The organism is Streptomyces griseoruber, assembly GCF_001514205.1.
GTDB classification, from domain to species: domain Bacteria; phylum Actinomycetota; class Actinomycetes; order Streptomycetales; family Streptomycetaceae; genus Streptomyces; species Streptomyces griseoruber.
This window is the reverse complement of sequence record NZ_KQ948775.1, coordinates 54,230-70,402: the sequence shown is the minus strand read 5'-3', so window position 1 is coordinate 70,402 and position 16,173 is coordinate 54,230. Positions and strand designations below refer to the sequence as shown.

Below are 16,173 nucleotides of genomic sequence, written 5' to 3'. Positions count from 1 at the left end.
GGGCTCTGACCTGGGGTTCTGTGAGAGTCCTTAGACTCCGAGCGGGAGCGTCACCGAGAACTGGGTGCACCCCGGCTCGCTCGTCACCTCGACCCGGCCGCCGTGCGCCTCCGTGATCGCCGCGGCGATGGCCAACCCCAGCCCGGAACCGCCCTCCGTGCCGGCCGCCCGGGAGCGCGAGGCGTCGGCGCGGGTGAAGCGCTCGAAGACGGTGGGGAGAAGGTCGGGCGGGATGCCGGGGCCGTTGTCCCGGACCCGGATGACGCAGTGCGGGGCTTTCCCGGAGGCGGTGTCCGGGTCGGTGGCGGCCTCCACGATCACCGTGATCTTCGTGCCCGCCGGTGTGTGGATCCTGGCGTTGGCCAGCAGGTTGGCGATCACCTGGTGCAGCCGGGACGGATCGGCGACGACCGTCACCGGGGTGTCCAGACGCAGCGCGAGCTGCCAGTCGTGGTCGCCGCCCGCGGCCTGCGCGTCCCACACCGCCTCGGCCACCAGCGTCGCGATGTTCACCTCGGCCCGCCGAAGGGGCCGCCCCTCGTCGAGCCGGGCGAGCAGCAGCAGATCCTCGACGAGGTCGGTCATCCGCGCCGACTGCGCCAAGACCCGGTGCCAGGCCAGCTCCGGCTCGATGGTCGTGCTGCCGCCGTTCATGAACTCGGCGTAGCCCGCGATCGAGGCGAGCGGTGTGCGCAGTTCATGGCTGGCGTCGGTGAGGAACCGGCGCATCCGCTGCTCGGTGCGCTGGCGTTCGGCCAGCGAGGCCTCGACATGGTCGATCAGCCGGTTGAGCACGGCGCCCACCTGGCCGGCCTCGGTGCCGGGGTCGGTGTCCCGGGCGGCGACCCGGGCCAGGTCCGCGACCTCCCCGCGGTTCAGCGGCACCCGGGCCACCTCGGCGGCGGTGGCCGCGACCCGGCCGAGCGGACGCAGCTGGCGCCGGATGACCACCGCGCAGGCACAGGCCGCGGCCGCCAGACCGACCCCGGCGATCACCGACTCCAGCACCACCAGCCGGTCGATCACCTGCTGGATCCCGTCCATCGGGAGCCCGGCCAGCACGGGGACCCCGTCGCCGCCGATCGCGGTCACCCGGTAGGCGCCCAGGCCGGGGATCGTGCGGGTGTGCAGCGAGCCGTCGGGGGTGATCCCCTTCAGCGCGGCCCGCTGGGCGGCGCCGAGCACCCGCTGACGGCCGTCCTCGGTCACCACCTCGGCGGCGTTGACCTTCCCGTCGGCGAACCGCGCCGCCAGGGTGCCGGTCGGCTGCCCGCGTTCGTTGAGGAACCCCAGGTCCGTCGCCCCGCCGGTCCGGCGCTGCAACCCGCCCTGGCTGCGCTCCGCCGCGTTCGTGACCCGCTGGTCCAGGTCGCCCAGCAGATACACGTGCTGCACGTACACCGTGGTGAGCGCCATCGCCGCGCACACCACCGCCAGCGTCACGGACACGAACAGCACCAGCCGGACCCTGAGCGAGCGCCACCCCGGACGGGCCCCGGAGCGCGCCCGGCGCCCGGGGAGCCTCATGCCCCGTCGTCCGCGGCCCGGATCGCGTACCCCACCCCGCGGACCGTGCGGATCATCGGGACCCGCCCCTTGTCGATCTTCGCCCGGAGTCCGTGGATGTAGACCTCGACCAGGTTGCCCTCGCCGTCGAACGACGCGTTCCACACATGGTCCAGGATCTGCGCCTTGCTCAGCACCTGATGCGGATGGCTCATGAGGAACCGCAGCAGGTCGAACTCCTTGGTCGTCAGCGCGATCGGCGTCCCGCCGCGCTGCACCTCACGGGTCAGCTCGGCCAGCACCAGGTCCCCCAGGGTCCGCACCGACCCGTCGGCCGCCTCGTCGGGCAGCCCGGCCCGGCGCAGCAGCCCGCGCAGCCGCAGCATGACCTCCTCCAGCGAGAACGGCTTGGTGATGTAGTCGTCCGCGCCGGACGACAGTCCGTCCAGCCGGTGCTCCAGCGCGTCGCGGGCGGTGAGCATCAGCACCGGCAGCCGTGGGCGCTCGCTCCTGAGCCGGCGCAGCACCTGGATCCCGTCCAGGTCCGGCAGCATTCCGTCGAGGACGACGACATGCGGGGCGCAGTCCCGGGCCAGCCGCAGCGCGCCGCGTCCGTCGCCCGCCGCGAAGGGCCGCCAGCCCGCCTCGGTCACGGCCGCGGACAGCAGCTCGGTCAGCTCGGGCTCGTCGTCGACGATCAGTACCCGCACCGCGCCGCCACGCGTCTCGGAAGCGCCGGACATGCGTTGCCCTCTCTCGGTCGGTCGAGCACCGGAAACCGGGGCCATGGTAGCCAGCGGACCTGTGTCAGCCCGGTGTCACCAGCCTCGCCTCGTACGCGAACACCGCCGCCTGGGTCCGGTCCCGCAGCCCCAGCTTGACCAGGATCCTGCTCACATGAGTCTTGATGGTGGACTCCGCGACCACCAGCCGGCCCGCTATCTCGACGTTCGACAGTCCCTGCGCGATCAGCACCAGAACCTCTGTCTCCCGCTCGGTCAGATCACCGTAGGCGGCGGCCTGGGCGGCGCGGGGCAGTACGGGGTTGTTCGACAGCTTCGAGAACTCGGTGATCAGACGCCTGGTGACGGAGGGGGCGAGCAGCGCCTCGCCGGCCGCCACCACACGGACCCCGTCCGCGAGCTGGCGGGCCGAGGCGTCCTTGAGGAGGAAGCCGGAGGCTCCGGCGCGCAGGGCCTGGTACACGTACTCGTCGAGGTCGAAGGTGGTCAGCACCAGGACCTTCGCCGTGCCGTCCGCCGCCACGATCTCCCGGGTCGCCTCGATGCCGTTCAGCTCGGGCATCCGGATGTCCATCAGGACCACGTCGGGGGACAGCTCACGGACCCGGTCCACGGCCTCACGGCCGTTGACCGCCTCGCCGACGACCTCGATGTCCGGCATCGCGTTCAGCAGGACCGAGAAGCCCTCGCGCACCATCATCTGGTCGTCGGCTATCAGAACCCGGATCGTCATGCTCCACTCCCGCTCGCGGCCGGTACGGGCAGGAACACCGTCACCTCGTAGCCCCCGGCCGGGGTCGGCTCCGCGGTCATCTCGCCGTTCAGCATGGTCACCCGCTCGCGCATCCCCGTGATGCCGTGCCCGGCGCCGGGCGAGGGCTTGACCAGGGCGGGGTTCGGCGGCGGGTCGTTGACTATGCGCAGCCCCAGCCCGCCGAGCACATACCCGATCTCCACCCGGGCGCTCGCCCCGGGGGCGTGCCGCAGGGTGTTGCTCAAGGCCTCCTGGACGATGCGGTACGCCGACAGCTCCACGCCCTGCGGGAGTTCGCGGGCCGCGCCCGTGATCACCTTCTCGACGTCCAGGCCGGTCTCCCGCACATTGGCGAGGAGCGCGTCCAGGTCGGCGAGGGTGGGCTGGGGGGCGTCCGGCGCCTCGTAGTCCTCGGCACGGACCACGCCCAGCACCCGGCGCAGCTCGGTGAGGGCCGCCACCGCGTTCTCCCGGATCGTCACGAAGGCCTTCTCCAGCTCCTCCGGAGGGTTCTCCACCCGGTAGGGGGCGGCCTCCGCCTGGATGGCGACCACCGACATGTGGTGGGCGACCACGTCGTGCAGTTCGCGGGCGATCGTGGTGCGCTCCTCCAGGAGGGTGCGCCGGGAGCGCTCGTGGGCGGTCACGGTCTGCTGGGCCGTCACCTCCTGCTCGGCCTGCCGGCGTATGTGCCAGACCGTGACGCCGAGCAGGACCAGCGCGGAGGTGACCATCATGGCTCCGACGTTGGTGTCGTAGTGGCTCCAGCTGAAGACGGTCTCGGCGATGAAGCCGTAGGCGGCCGTGAACAGCCACATCCAGGCGGCCGTGCGCGGGCGGGTGCGGATCGCGACGACCGTGAGCACGACCAGGTGGGAGAGGAAACTGGGCGGCAGCCACGGCCAGTTGCCGTATGTCTCGCCGAGCATGGCGACCGCCGTGGTCGAGGCGAGCGACGCCCAGAACGCGGCGACCGGCCGGACCAGCGTCAGCAGCACCGGCGCCAGGACCAGCAGGCCGCTCAGCACGGACACCGAGTCGGCCCCGGCGGGCATCACGGAGGACAGCACCGCCACCGCGCCGGCCGCCCCGACCAGGATGTGCCGCGAGTAGGTCGCGTACTCCCGCCTGCGGCCCCGCAGTTCCCTGGTGAAGCGGCCCGTGGGCTCCTTCGGGGGCAGCGGGCGGTAGGCCAGCGCGTCGTCGAACAGGTCTTTCCGCATCCCGCGCAGAGCGTCCATGGCCGCCCGGACCTCCGGGCTCTTCGGCTGATAGGCGCCGTACGGGTCGTCCTGGGGCGGCAGGTGCGGCTGCGTCGTCTCGGTCACAGTCAAAACGGTAGGCGGGCAGAGGGGGCGCGGTCGTCACCATGGAGAGGGGTTCCGGCGGATCCCTCTCAAGTACTACGGGTCCGCCCGGGACTCCCCCAGGGACTCCCCGAGGGGCTCCCGTTTCCGTACCCGGAGGGCCGCACCAGTCCCGACTCGTACGCGAACACCGCGGCCTGGGTGCGGTCCCGCAGGCCCAGTTTCACCAGGATGCGGCCCACGTGCGTCTTCACGGTCTGCTCGGCGACGACGAGTTCACGGGCGATCTCCGCGTTGGACAGGCCCTGCGCGATCAGGGCGAGCACCTCCGTCTCGCGTTCGGTGAGATCGCCGACGCGCTCCTTCTGCGGGGGTCTCGGGGTGCCGTTCAGCCGGGAGAACTCGGCGATCAGCTTGCGGGTGACGCCGGGGGCGAGCAGGGCGTCACCGGCCGCCACGACCCGGACGGCCTCCGCGAGCTGCTCCGCCGAGGCGTCCTTCAGCAGGAAGCCGGACGCCCCGGCGCACAGTGCCTCGTACACGTACTCGTCGAGGTCGAAGGTGGTGAGCACCAGCACCTTGACGGCGGGGTGCGCGAGGGTGATGTGCCGGGTGGCATCGATACCGCCCAGCTCGGGCATCCGGATGTCCATCAGGACGACGTCCGGGACGAGTTCGGCGACCTTGGCGACGGCGTCCAGACCGTGCACCGCCTGCCCGATCACCTCGATGCCGGGGTGGGCGTTGAGCAGCACGGTGAAGCCCTGCCGGACCATCTGCTGGTCGTCGGCGATCAGTACGCGGATGGTGCCGCCGCTCGTCATCGTTCCTGTTCTCCTTTCGGGGATTCTCCTGTCGGGGACTCGCCTGTCCGGGACTCGCCTGTCCGGGATTCTCCTGTCCGGGACAGGTCGTCGGGGAAGACGAGTTCCAGGTCCTCCGGGGTCCCGGGGTCCGGATCGGGGCGCGCGACGCCGTCCCTCGGGAGGAACGCCACGACCGAGAAGCCGCCGTGCAGGGTCGGATGGGCCACGACATGGCCGCCGAGCATCGCCGCCCGCTCCCGCATGCCGAGCAGTCCGTGCCCGGCGCCCGGCGAGGGCCGGACGGGGCCGCTCGGGCGGCCGTTGGTGACCTCCAGGGACAGGCCCCGGGCCTGGTGGACGACCTGTACCCGGACCTGGGAGCCCGGCGCGTGCCGCAGGGCGTTGCTCAGCGCCTCCTGGACTATCCGGTACGCCGACAGCTGCACGCCCGGCGAGTAGGCGGGCGGCTCGCCCTCGACGGTGGCCGCGACGTCCAGCCCGGCCGCCCGGGTGTTCTCCAGGAGGGCGTCGAGGCGGTCGAGTGTGGGCTGCGGGGTGTCCGGGGCGCTGCCGGTGCCGGCCGCGCCGAGGCCGTAGGGGTCCTCGGGGTTCTCCGAGCGCAGCACACCGAGCACCCGGCGCAGTTCGGTGAGCGCCTCCAGCGCGTTCTGCCGGATGCCGGCGAGGTTCTCCCTGAGTTCCTCGGACGGGTTCTCCACCAGGTGCGGGGCCACCTGGGCCTGGATGGAGATGACCGACATGTGGTGGGCGACCACGTCGTGCAGCTCGCGCGCGATGCGGTTGCGCTCCTCCAGGAGGGTGCGGCGGGCGCGTTCCTCGGCGGTGATGCCGGCCTGTTCGACGAGCTGGGTGCGGGCCACGCGGCGGCCGCGCAGTGCGGTGCCGACGAGGACGACGGCGGCGAAGAGGATCACCGCGAGCACGCCGGTCGGGGTGTAGCTCGCGCCGCCCAGCACCCCTTGGACCAGGTAGGTGGCGAGGGCCGTCAGGGCCAGCACCTCGACGGCGACCCGGGTGGGCAGCCGCAGTGCGAGCAGCAACATCACCAGGCAGTGCGCGACCAGACCGGGCGGGCCCCAGGGCCAGCCGGGGAAGTCCGTGACCGTGGCCGGGCGGGGCGTGCCCAACGGCCATTGACGGGTGTCGAACTGGAGATCCGCGAGCGCCTCGGCCCGGGCGCCCACCGCGGCCACCACCGTGACCGCCAGGGACAGCCACCACGCCGGTACCGGCCGCCACAGCGCCAGCACCACCGCCGCTCCCTGCACCAGCGCGCACACCGTGCCGTACTGCACACCGAGCTGGTAACGGTCGATCATCTGGTCGAAGTTGGCGACCGTGGTGCCGAACGCGACCAGCCAGACCAGCCCGTGCGGCAGCCAGCGCAGCCAGACGGAGGGCGGAAGGGGGTCCGCCCGGGCCGTCCACAGGTCGTCGCGCAGCGTCCGCAGGCCGCGGATCCCCCACTTCTGCACCCTGGTCAGCACCCTCTCCACCCCCCGTTCGTCCGCACCACCCTAGACACGGTGGGCTTCGCGCACGCCCGAAGGCTCCGGCAGCCCTCCGACCCGCACCACGCGGGTCCGCACCCGGCCGGGTCCCCGCCCGCGGGCACGCCCTCGCCGTCCGGCCGCGGGCCGTCCCCTCGCGGGCCGTCCCCTCGCGGACTCGAAACCGTGGAACGCCGCCCAGCACACCCCCAGCACCAGGGCGAACACCGGCAGCCACAGCAGCCGGGCCACGACCCAGTCCAGCCCGTCGGGCCGGGTGTGCAGACCGGGGAGGCGGCCGGCCAGGAGGCTCGTCGCGGTGGTCGCCATCATCGCCGTCTGGTGCCACAGGAACACCGTCATCGCGGAGAGGTTGACCAGCGCCACCGCCGCCCAGGCCACCGGCCGCCGCAGGGCGCGGCGCAGTCGGTCCCGCAGCAGCAGGGCCAGTCCGCACTGGGCGAGGCCGAAGGTGACGGCGGCCAGGGTCGGCGGGTTGAGGTTGGAGACCGCCGCGCCGGGCACGCCCACCATCGACGCCGGGTAGCCGGCGAAGGCCACCAGGACCGCAGTCGCCACGGCACCCCCGAGGAGCAGGGTCCAGCCCGCGCGCGGCCGCTCCAGCTCACCCCGGGACCAGGCCGCGCCCAGGGTGTACGGCACCAGCCAGCCCGCCGCCAGGTTCACCCAGCCGAGCCAGGACGGGCCGCCCAGGCCGAACCGCACCAGGTCCACATGGAGGACGACCGCGAGCGGCCACAGCGGGCTGAGCCGGGCCAGCAGCGGGGTCGCGGCCGTCAGCGCGGCGAACACCAGCAGGAACCACAGCGGGGACAGCGCCAGCTTCACCACGGTGTGCACGGTGACGAAGGAGGCGCCGCCCAGCAGCAGGCCCGCCGTGGCCACCGCCCACACCGCCAGGACGGCCGTGACCGGCAGGAACAGCCGGGACAGCCGCGCCCGCAGCCAGGTGCCGTAGGCCGTTCCGTGTGCGTGGGCCGAGGCGAGGCCCCGGGTCGCGACATGGCCGCCCACCATGAAGAACACCGCGAGCGTCTGGAACGCCCAGGAGACGGGCGCCAGCCAGGGCATGGTGCCGAGCGGGCTCGCCGCGCGCAGGGTGTCGCCGTCGGCGACGAGGGCGGTCACCAGCCAGTGGCCGAGGACCACACCGAGGATGGCCAGCGCCCGCAGGGCGTCGACGGCACGGTCGCGGTGCGGGGGTGTGCCGTCGTGGATCCGGGCAGCAGCACGCCGTATGCCCGAGGCCACGTGGATGTCAGACACGGGTCACCTCCGTCGTCTCGCCGAGCACGATCCGGGCGAGGTTGGCCAGGGAGACCGAGCCCGGGGAGAAGTAGTCGCTGTGGCCGCCGTCGCCTGCGCCGAAGACACGGGCGCCGAAGGCCGGGGAGACCGGGTCGGTGCCGAAGCCGACCGTGGTGCCGAACAGGTCGGCCCTGACGTGCGGGACGTTCGCCACCCAGTCGTCGGCGCCGCGGGCCGCCCAGACCCGCGCCCGGGTGTGGAGGCCGGCCGCCGTGTCCGCGCCGGTGCCGGGGCTGCCGAGCAGGACGATGTCGTCCACGTCCAGGCGGGCGGCGGAGCGGCCGCACACGACCGAGCCGTACGAGTGACACAGGAGGGAGACCTGGGCGCCCGGACCGGTGACGGCGCGCAGCTCGCGCAGGAACTCCCCGAGCCGCGGGGCGGCTTCCTCGGCACGGGTCGGGGTGAGCACCGTCGTGCTGACCGTGGCCGGGGTGGTGTAGCCGAGCCAGGCCACCACCGCCGTACGGCTGCCGCCGTGCTCGTGGGCGAGCCGCTCGTACAGTGCCGAGGCGCCCGCGCGGAAGCGGCCGTAGGTGTCCAGCGAGGTGTCGGAGCCCGGTATCAGGACCGCGACCCGGTCGGCGTGGGCGAGATCCCCGAACACCTCCGTGGCCCGGCCCTCACCCCGGCCGTCGAAGGCGAGCAGCCTGCGCGAGGGGGCGGCCATCTCCCGGTCGGCCGCCGCGCGGTGGCTGTCGCCGTGGGCCGCGGCCGTCCGTGACGCCAGGGCGGCGTTGGCCCGGTTCGCGGCGTAGGCCTCGTCGAGCGTCGCCGCCGTCAGCGGGGCGAGGTGCGCCGGAGCGGGCGCGGGGATACCGGGCCGGGCCGCCGCGGTGAGCGGCACGACCACGGCGGCGGTGACCAGGACGGCCAGCAGCAGCCTCAGCCGGCGCCGACCGCGCCCCACCCCCTCCTCACGGCCCCGCCCCGCTCCCCCTTCGCCCCGCCCCGCTCCGTCCTCGCTCCGCCGTGCACGCTCAGCACTCCGTCGCCCCCTCCCGCGCATGCCCGATGCCCGCCCCTCCGCGCCGGTTCGCCCGTCTTCGGGCCTTCCAGGCTTGGAAGTTACGGATCACCGCTCGTCGTCCGCGTCCCGCTGAGGAGCTGTCCTGCGACGTAGCTCTCAGGTACTACGGGTACGACAGGTGGGCCCCACCAGGGCGGCTCACCACGCCAGTTGCGCGATCTCCTCCGCCACCACCGCACAGGCGTCCGCCACCGGATCGATCAGCGGGAAGTGGCCCACGTCCTCCAGCAGGGTCAGCCCCACCACCTCGCCCGCCTTGGCCGCCGCGTCGGCGTACGCCTCGGCGACCGGCTGGGGCACGACCAGGTCCGTGCGGCCCTGGACGAGGGTCGTCGCGATACCGGTCGGCAGCAGGAGGGCCGGGTCGGCGTAGGGGAGGCGGTCGGTGAACAGCTCCTCGCCGCCCAGGAGTTGCCGGGCGGCACCCCCGCACACATCCAGCTTCTCGGCGACCGTGAAGTCCGCGATCGGGGCGAGCGCGACGACCCCCCGCAGCGCGGTGGGTCCGGCGGTGCGCCAGGCGGCGTCGGCGGGCAGGACGTGCCGGGCCGCGGCCCACAGCGCGAGGTGGCCGCCCGCGGAGTGGCCGGTGAGCACGGTCCGGCGGGCATCGGCCTGCGGCAGCGCCTGTCGGGCGAGCGCGGGGAGCGCGTCGAGGGCCGCGGCGACGTCGTCGAAGGTGTCGGGCCAACGGCCCGCGACCGGGGGCGTGCCGCCGCCGGCCGCCCCCTCCGCGCCCCGCCGGTACTCCACGTTGGCCACGGCGAACCCGCGGCGCGCCAGGTAGTCGGCGAACGGCGTGATGTGCCGCCGGTCGTACGGCGCCCGCCACGCACCCCCGTGCAGCACCACGACCAGGGGCACGGAGCCGCCCGGACCGGCCTGTGCCTTCGGGGCGTAGAAGTCGATCACCTGGTCGGGGTGGTCGCCGTACGCGGCGGTGGCGTCGGGGTCGACGGGCGGATGCGAGAAGGCCGACTTCTCCTCGGCAACGGCCCGGGCAGCGACGGCGTCGTCCGGCATGCTCCAACCTCTCAGCGACGAAACGGTTTTGGACGGTACGGGGTGGCGGACCAGGTGAGAAATTCGGCCGTTGGCCGGGACGGTATCAGGCCCGTGACGTGCGCGGACACGCGGATGTCACGCTCGGTGAGGGTAAACGGTTCTGTACCCACCGCCTCGCGCCCACCTCCGTACCCGTCGCGCACCCCACCCCCATACGCAGCCGACCACCGGCTTCACTCAGAACACCGGTGGTCGGTACGTGGGTTCGAGGACCGTCAGCCCAGGATCTCCCCCAGCACCCGGGCCGCCCGCTCGACGTCCGCGAAGCCGACGTACAGCGGGGTGAACCCGAATCGCAGCACGTCAGGACGGCGGAAGTCACCGACCACCCCGCGCTCGACCAACTGCCGCATGACCTCGCCGGCGTCCGAGCAGCGCAGCGCCACCTGACTGCCGCGCTCCTCGTGACGCGCCGGAGTGAGCGACTCGACGCGCCCCTCGGGGACGTACTCCGCGACGCACTCCAGGAAGAAGTCGGTCAGGGAAAGGGACTTGGCCCTGACCGCCTCGATCGAAACACCTTCCCAGACGTCAAGTGCCGCTTCGAGAGCGAGCATTGACAGGATGTCAGGCGTGCCGACCCGGCCGCGCACCGCGCCCGTCGCCGGTTCGTAGTCGCCGCGCATCCCGAACGGCTCGGCGTGCGAGTTCCAGCCGGGCAGCGGGGAGTCGAAGCGGTCCTGGAGTCCGCCGCGCACATACAGGTATGCCGGTGAACCGGGGCCGCCGTTCAGGTACTTGTAGGTGCAGCCGACCGCGAGGTCCACGCCGTGCTCGTCGAGGCCGACGGGCAGGGCACCCGCGCTGTGGCACAGGTCCCAGACGGAGACCGCGCCCGCCGCGCGCACGGCGGCGGTGAGCGAGGGCAGGTCGTGCAGCCGGCCGGTGCGGTAGTCGACGTGGTTGAGCAGGACGGCCGCCGTACGGTCCGACAGCGCGTCCGGCACCTGCGCCGGGAGGACCGGCCGCAGCGTACGGCCGGTCATCCGGGCCGCCGACCCGGCGAGGTAACCGTCCGTGGGGAAGGTGGTCGCGTCGACGAGGATCTCGTCCCGCCCCTCCCCCGCGATCCGCACCGCGCCCACCAGTGCCTTGAAGACGTTGACACTGGTCGAGTCGCCCACCACGATCTGCCCGGCCGCGGCACCCACCAGCGGGGCGATCCGGTCGCCGATCCGCTCGGGCGCGGTCCACCAGCCGCTCTCGTCCCAGGAGCGGATGCGCAGCTCGCCCCACTGCCGGCGGACCACGTCCTCGACGCGTCCGGGGACGGCGGCGGGCAGGGCGCCGAGCGAGTTGCCGTCGAGATAGACCACCTCGTCGAGGACGAACTCGGCGCGCTTGTCAGCCAGTTGGTCACCGGAGTCCAGCTCCCGTGCCTTGAGTGCGAGGTCAGACATACGACCTCGCCGTCCACAGCTCCGGGAAGACGTTCTTCTGGGCGCGCTTCTCCAGCCAGGCCACGCCGGCCGAGCCGCCGGTGCCCGCCTTGGCGCCCATCGCCCGCCGGGTGGCGACCAGATGGTCGTTGCGCCAGCGCCACACCAGCTCGGCGACATCCGTCAACGCCTCGCCGAGACGGGCGAGTTCGTCGGAGCCGTCACCGGCGTACAGGGCCGTCCACACGGCCTCGACCTCGGCGGAGGGCTCGTAGCGCTGCGAGACGTCACGCGTCAGGACGGCCTCCGGGACGGGGTGGCCCCGGCGGGCCAGCAGCCGCAGCACCTCGTCGTAGAGGCTGGGCTCGTGCAGCGCCTTCTCCAGCTCGGCGTGGACGCGGGGCGCGCCGCGGTGCGGAACCAGCATGGACGCGGACTTCTCGGCGAGCAGGAACTCCATCCGCCGGTACATCGCCGACTGGAAGCCGGAGCCCTCGCCGAGGGCGCCCCGGTAGGAGTTGAACTGGGCGGGGGTGAGCTGGGCGAGCGGCCGCCAGGAGGCGTTCAGCGCCTCCAGCTCCCGTACGGAACGCTTCAGCGCGTCGATCGCGACCTGCACGTCGTCCGCGCGCAGCGCCCGGGCCGCCGTCTCCCACTCGTGGACGATGACCGTGAACCACAGCTCCATGACCTGGGTCGTGACCAGGAAGACCATCTCTCCGGGATCGTCGGAGAGGGTGTGCTGGAGGTGGGTGAGAACGTCTGCCCTGACGTAGTCCTCGTACGGCGTGGTGCCGTTGAAGTCGAGATGCGGGGTCTCGGGCTCCTGTGATTCCTGAGCCTCATGGGACATCGCTGTCTCCTGCTGTACTCCGGGTAGCGGTCCGCCCCTGCCGATGCCGACACGGGGGCCCCGGTCCCCACCCGCATCTTCCGCATCAGGAGCGGATCCCGCAAGGCCCGCCCGGATCACGGACGGGCCCACGCAACAGGACGTGACAGGACGCAACAGGACGTGACGGGACCGAACCGCTATCCCAGGATCCGGGCCGCCGTCGGGGAGGAGTCCTTCAGGAACTGCGAGCAGCGCTCGTACTCCTCCTGCTCGCCGATCGCCTGCGCGGCGCGGGCGAGGGCGTGCAGGGCACGCAGGAAGCCGCGGTTCTGCTCGTGCTCCCAGGGAACCGGGCCATGGCCCTTCCAGCCGCTCCGGCGCAGGGCGTCCAGGCCACGGTGGTACCCCGTACGGGCGTACGCGTACGACTCCACCACACCGCCGCGCTCGAAGGCGTCGTCCGCGAGCTGGGCCCAGGCCAGCGAGGACGTCGGGTACTTCGCGGCGACATCGGCGGGCGCGGTGCCGTTCGCCAGGAGGTCGCGGGGCTCCGGGTCGTCGGGGAGATGGGTCGGGGGCGGGCCCCCGAGGAGGTTTTCGTGAATCGACATGGGTCCAGTGTGGACCTACCGCAGCCGACCCCGGGCCCGCCGCCCCTCCAGGGGCGGTGCCGTCACGCTGCCGTGGGTGAGGCACTCCGGCCGGGTGCAGTCCGGGGCGGGCCGCCGTACCGTCGTGAAGGCGATCACGGCACCCACCACCAGCGCCCCGGCGCACCACACCATCGCCCGCCGGAACGCGTCGTCGAAGGCGTCCGGCGAACGGTACGCGTCCGGGCCCATCCCGGTCAGCAGCGGCAGCGCGGCCACGGAGACGAGCCCCGCCGCGCGGGCCGCCGCGTTGTTGATCCCGCTGGCCAGCCCGGCCCGGCTCACGTCCACCGAGGCCAGGACGGTCGCGGTCAGCGGGGCGACCAGGGTGACCAGGCCGAGGCCGACCACCAGGACGGCGGGCAGCACGTCGGCGGGGTACGAGGCGTCCTTTCCGACCCGCAGCATCAGCAGCATGCCCGTGGCGCACACCAGCGGGCCGACCGTGAGGGGGATGCGCGGGCCGATGTGGTTGGCCAGTTCGCCGGACCTCGCCGAGAACAGCAGCATCAGCACGGTCGCGGGCAGCAGGGCCGTACCGGCGCCGAGCGCGGAGTACCCGGCGACGACCTGGAACTGCACCACGGAGAGGAAGAAGAAACCGCCGAGCGCCGCGTACACACACAGGGTGACCAGGTTGACGGCGGTGAACTGGCGGGACGCGAAGATACCGAGCGGCATCATCGGGTCGGGCCGGCGCCGCTCGACCTGGACGAACGCCACCCCGGCGGCCACCCCGGCCACCGCGGTGAGGACGACGGCCCAGGACCCCTCGCCCGCCTCGATGAGGGCGTAGGTCACCAGCCCGAGGGCCAGCGCGCCCAGGACGGCCCCCAGGACGTCGAAGCGGCCGTGCGCCCGCCCTCCCGCACTCGACTCGGGTACGTGCCGCAGCGCCACCGGCACGCACACCACGGCCAACGGCACGTTCAGCAGGAACACCCACCGCCAGCCCGGCCCGTCCACCAGCCAGCCGCCCAGGAAGGGCCCCACGGCCGCCCCGATGCCCCCGAACCCCGACCACAGGCCCACGGCCCGCCCCCGGTCGTCGGGGTGGAAGGACGCCTGGATCAGCGCCAGGGAGCCCGGCGTGAGGAGCGCGCCCCCGACACCCTGCAACGCCCGCGCGGCGATCAGCACGCCCGCGCTCGGCGCGAGCCCGCACAGCAGTGAGGCGGTGGCGAACCACACCACCCCGACGACGAACACCTTCCGGCGCCCGTAGCGGTCCCCCAGGGAGCCGCCCAGCAGGATCAGACCGGCCAGGGTCAGCATGTACGCGTTGACGGTCCACTGGAGCGCGGCGAGGTCGGCGTCCAGGTCCTCCCCGATCCGGGGCAGGGCCACATTGACGACGGTCGAGTCCAGCAGGGCCATGCTGGAGCCGAGCACCGTGGTGAACAGGATCCACTTGCCCTGGGGGGACGACATCCGGACTTCGGGCATGCCCCCAGGTATACCGCGAGCCCGGTACCGACGTACCGGGCTCGCTGCGAAAGCGGGGGTTTACTTGATCTTCTGGCCCGCCGACCGCAGGTTCTGCGTGGCCTCGACGACGCGCGCGGCCATGCTCGCCTCGGCCAGCTTGCCCCAGGTGCGCGGGTCGTAGGTCGACTTGGAGCCGACCTCGCCGTCGACCTTGAGGACGCCGTCGTAGTTCTTGAACATGTGGGCGGCGACCGGACGCGTGAAGGCGTACTGGGTGTCGGTGTCGATGTTCATCTTGACGACGCCGTTCTCCAGCGCGGTCGCGATCTCCTGCTCGGTGGAGCCGGAGCCGCCGTGGAAGACGAAGTCGAACGGGGACTGCTTGCCGAACTTGGCGGCGACGCCCTCGTTCAGCTCCTTCAGCAGCTCGGGACGGAGGACGACGTTGCCCGGCTTGTACACGCCGTGGACGTTGCCGAAGGACGCGGCCAGCAGGTAGCGGCCCTTCTCGCCCAGGCCCAGCGCCTCGACCGTGCGGATCGCGTCCTCGACCGTGGTGTACAGCGAGTCGTTGATCTCGTGGGAGACACCGTCCTCCTCGCCACCGGTCGGGGTGATCTCCACCTCGAGGATGATCTTCGCGGCGGCGGCGCGGGCCAGCAGCTCCTGCGCGATCGCGAGGTTGTCGGCAAGGGTCTCGGCGGAGCCGTCCCACATGTGCGACTGGAACAGCGGGTTGCGGCCGGCCTTCACGCGCTCCTCGGAGACCGCGAGCAGCGGACGTACGTACCCGTCGAGCTTGTCCTTCGGGCAGTGGTCGGTGTGCAGGGCCACGGTGACCGGGTACTTCTCGGCGACGATGTGCGCGAACTCGGCGAGGGCCACGGAGCCCGTCACCATCTCCTTGCTGTACTGGCCGCCCAGGAACTCGGCGCCACCCGTGGAGATCTGGACGATGCCGTCGCTCTCCGCCTCGGCGAAGCCGCGCAGCGCCGCGTGCAGGGTCTGGGTCGAGGTCACGTTGATGGCCGGGTAGGCGAACTTGCCTGCCTTCGCCCGGTCGAGCATCTCGTTGTAGACCTCGGGGGTTGCGATGGGCATCTGTCCGCTCCTTGGTATCTGCGGGTTGGCGATGTGCGTACACGCGTACGCGTAGTGCTACGGCCCTGACCTAGACCTTGGGTGCGACGTCATCGTCGTCCCCATCTTTCCAGAGATGCGCGGAAGGTCCATGCCTGGTCCGCGCCCCGGCCAAGTCCAGGTCAAAAGGGCTGGTCAGTCCAGACCCAGTTCATCCTTCGAGAAGGCGAACAGATACGGCACGCCCGCGCCCTCGCGGATCTTCTCGTCGGCTCCGGTCGCCCGGTCCACGATCGTCGCGACGGCGACGACCTCGGCGCCCGCCTCGCGCACGGCCTCCACGGCCGCCAGCGGCGAGCCGCCGGTGGTGGAGGTGTCCTCGACGACCAGGACCCGGCGGCCCTTGATCTCGGGGCCCTCGACGCGCCGCTGGAGGCCGTGCGCCTTGGCCGCCTTCCGTACGACGAAGGCGTCCAGCCTGCGCCCGCGCGCGGCGGCCGCGTGCAGCATGCTCGCGGCGACCGGGTCGGCGCCCATGGTGAGCCCGCCGACGGCGTCGAACTCCAGGTCTTCGGTGAGGTCGAGCAGCACCTGCCCGACCAGCGGGGCGGCCTCGCCGTCCAGGGTGACACGGCGGAGGTCGACGTAGTAGTCCGCCTCCAGACCCGACGACAGGGTCACCTTGCCGTGCACCACGGCCTTGTCCTTGATCTGCTGCAGCAGCGCGCCGCGTACATCCACGTCCGTCAT

General features: G+C 72.8%; 15 protein-coding genes. All 15 read right to left on the bottom strand.

Features of this window, described 5'->3' with window-relative positions:
- Positions 1-30: 30 nt before the first annotated feature.
- The 15 genes from AQJ64_RS29345 to pyrE all read right to left on the bottom strand — a co-directional run bounded on the left by AQJ64_RS29345 (position 31) and on the right by pyrE (position 16,173).
- Positions 31-1,527 (bottom strand): sensor histidine kinase, encoded by a 1,497-nt coding sequence (locus AQJ64_RS29345; RefSeq protein WP_055636708.1) that lies wholly within the window; start codon positions 1,525-1,527, stop codon positions 31-33.
- The gene (locus AQJ64_RS29340) at positions 1,524-2,249 is read right to left on the bottom strand and encodes a response regulator transcription factor (RefSeq protein WP_055636707.1); all 726 of its coding nucleotides are present in this window, start codon (positions 2,247-2,249) and stop codon (positions 1,524-1,526) included. Before AQJ64_RS29340 ends, AQJ64_RS29345 begins: the two co-directional genes overlap by 4 nt.
- 64 nt (positions 2,250-2,313) lie before the next feature.
- Positions 2,314-2,982, bottom strand: a complete 669-nt coding sequence (locus AQJ64_RS29335) for a response regulator (protein WP_055636706.1) — start codon at positions 2,980-2,982, stop codon at positions 2,314-2,316.
- A complete protein-coding gene (locus AQJ64_RS29330) occupies positions 2,979-4,331 on the bottom strand; it encodes a sensor histidine kinase (RefSeq protein WP_055636705.1) in 1,353 nt (450 codons plus the stop codon). The genes AQJ64_RS29335 and AQJ64_RS29330 overlap by 4 nt, the downstream gene beginning before the upstream one ends.
- Positions 4,332-4,399: 68 nt before the next feature.
- Positions 4,400-5,134, bottom strand: a complete 735-nt coding sequence (locus AQJ64_RS29325; protein WP_055636704.1) for a response regulator — start codon at positions 5,132-5,134, stop codon at positions 4,400-4,402.
- Entirely contained in the window at positions 5,131-6,633 is a 1,503-nt protein-coding gene (locus AQJ64_RS29320; protein WP_079062013.1) for a sensor histidine kinase, read from the bottom strand. The genes AQJ64_RS29325 and AQJ64_RS29320 overlap by 4 nt, the downstream gene beginning before the upstream one ends.
- Positions 6,634-6,654: 21 nt before the next feature.
- A complete protein-coding gene (locus tag AQJ64_RS29315; RefSeq protein WP_055636703.1) occupies positions 6,655-7,914 on the bottom strand; it encodes an acyltransferase family protein in 1,260 nt (419 codons plus the stop codon).
- Positions 7,907-8,965, bottom strand: coding sequence for an alpha/beta hydrolase (locus AQJ64_RS29310; RefSeq protein WP_079062012.1), 1,059 nt, complete (start codon positions 8,963-8,965; stop codon positions 7,907-7,909). Before AQJ64_RS29310 ends, AQJ64_RS29315 begins: the two co-directional genes overlap by 8 nt.
- A 159-nt stretch (positions 8,966-9,124) precedes the next feature.
- Positions 9,125-10,009, bottom strand: coding sequence for an alpha/beta hydrolase (locus tag AQJ64_RS29305; RefSeq protein WP_055638913.1), 885 nt, complete (start codon positions 10,007-10,009; stop codon positions 9,125-9,127).
- A 257-nt stretch (positions 10,010-10,266) separates the two neighbouring features.
- Positions 10,267-11,451, bottom strand: a complete 1,185-nt coding sequence (gene kynU / locus AQJ64_RS29300; protein WP_055638912.1) for a kynureninase — start codon at positions 11,449-11,451, stop codon at positions 10,267-10,269.
- Positions 11,444-12,283 carry a tryptophan 2,3-dioxygenase family protein gene (locus AQJ64_RS29295; protein ID WP_055638911.1) on the bottom strand — a complete coding sequence of 280 codons (840 nt, stop codon included), beginning with the start codon at positions 12,281-12,283 and terminating at the stop codon, positions 11,444-11,446. The genes kynU and AQJ64_RS29295 overlap by 8 nt, the downstream gene beginning before the upstream one ends.
- Positions 12,284-12,462: 179 nt before the next feature.
- The gene (locus AQJ64_RS29290; protein ID WP_055638910.1) at positions 12,463-12,876 is read right to left on the bottom strand and encodes a DUF3151 domain-containing protein; all 414 of its coding nucleotides are present in this window, start codon (positions 12,874-12,876) and stop codon (positions 12,463-12,465) included.
- Between the two features lie 15 nt (positions 12,877-12,891).
- Positions 12,892-14,361, bottom strand: coding sequence for an MFS transporter (locus AQJ64_RS29285; RefSeq protein ID WP_059203142.1), 1,470 nt, complete (start codon positions 14,359-14,361; stop codon positions 12,892-12,894).
- A 60-nt stretch (positions 14,362-14,421) separates the two neighbouring features.
- Positions 14,422-15,444: a class II fructose-bisphosphate aldolase gene (fbaA, locus tag AQJ64_RS29280; RefSeq protein WP_055637160.1), complete on the bottom strand. Its 1,023-nt coding sequence runs from the start codon at positions 15,442-15,444 to the stop codon at positions 14,422-14,424.
- Positions 15,445-15,618: 174 nt separating this feature from the next.
- Positions 15,619-16,173 (bottom strand): orotate phosphoribosyltransferase, encoded by a 555-nt coding sequence (pyrE, locus tag AQJ64_RS29275; RefSeq protein WP_055637161.1) that lies wholly within the window; start codon positions 16,171-16,173, stop codon positions 15,619-15,621.

What these genes read in the sequence shown, in the direction of transcription:
- AQJ64_RS29345 (WP_055636708.1), bottom strand. Translation starts at nt 1,527, where the DNA reads ATGAGGCTCCCCGGGCGCCGGGCGCGCTCCGGGGCCCGTCCGGGGTGG.
- AQJ64_RS29340 (WP_055636707.1), bottom strand. Translation starts at nt 2,249, where the DNA reads ATGTCCGGCGCTTCCGAGACGCGTGGCGGCGCGGTGCGGGTACTGATC.
- AQJ64_RS29335 (WP_055636706.1), bottom strand. Translation starts at nt 2,982, where the DNA reads ATGACGATCCGGGTTCTGATAGCCGACGACCAGATGATGGTGCGCGAG.
- AQJ64_RS29325 (WP_055636704.1), bottom strand. Translation starts at nt 5,134, where the DNA reads ATGACGAGCGGCGGCACCATCCGCGTACTGATCGCCGACGACCAGCAG.
- AQJ64_RS29310 (WP_079062012.1), bottom strand. Translation starts at nt 8,965, where the DNA reads ATGCGCGGGAGGGGGCGACGGAGTGCTGAGCGTGCACGGCGGAGCGAG.
- AQJ64_RS29305 (WP_055638913.1), bottom strand. Translation starts at nt 10,009, where the DNA reads ATGCCGGACGACGCCGTCGCTGCCCGGGCCGTTGCCGAGGAGAAGTCG.
- kynU (WP_055638912.1), bottom strand. Translation starts at nt 11,451, where the DNA reads ATGTCTGACCTCGCACTCAAGGCACGGGAGCTGGACTCCGGTGACCAA.
- AQJ64_RS29295 (WP_055638911.1), bottom strand. Translation starts at nt 12,283, where the DNA reads ATGTCCCATGAGGCTCAGGAATCACAGGAGCCCGAGACCCCGCATCTC.
- AQJ64_RS29290 (WP_055638910.1), bottom strand. Translation starts at nt 12,876, where the DNA reads ATGTCGATTCACGAAAACCTCCTCGGGGGCCCGCCCCCGACCCATCTC.
- AQJ64_RS29285 (WP_059203142.1), bottom strand. Translation starts at nt 14,361, where the DNA reads ATGCCCGAAGTCCGGATGTCGTCCCCCCAGGGCAAGTGGATCCTGTTC.
- fbaA (WP_055637160.1), bottom strand. Translation starts at nt 15,444, where the DNA reads ATGCCCATCGCAACCCCCGAGGTCTACAACGAGATGCTCGACCGGGCG.
- pyrE (WP_055637161.1), bottom strand. Translation starts at nt 16,173, where the DNA reads ATGACGGACGTGGATGTACGCGGCGCGCTGCTGCAGCAGATCAAGGAC.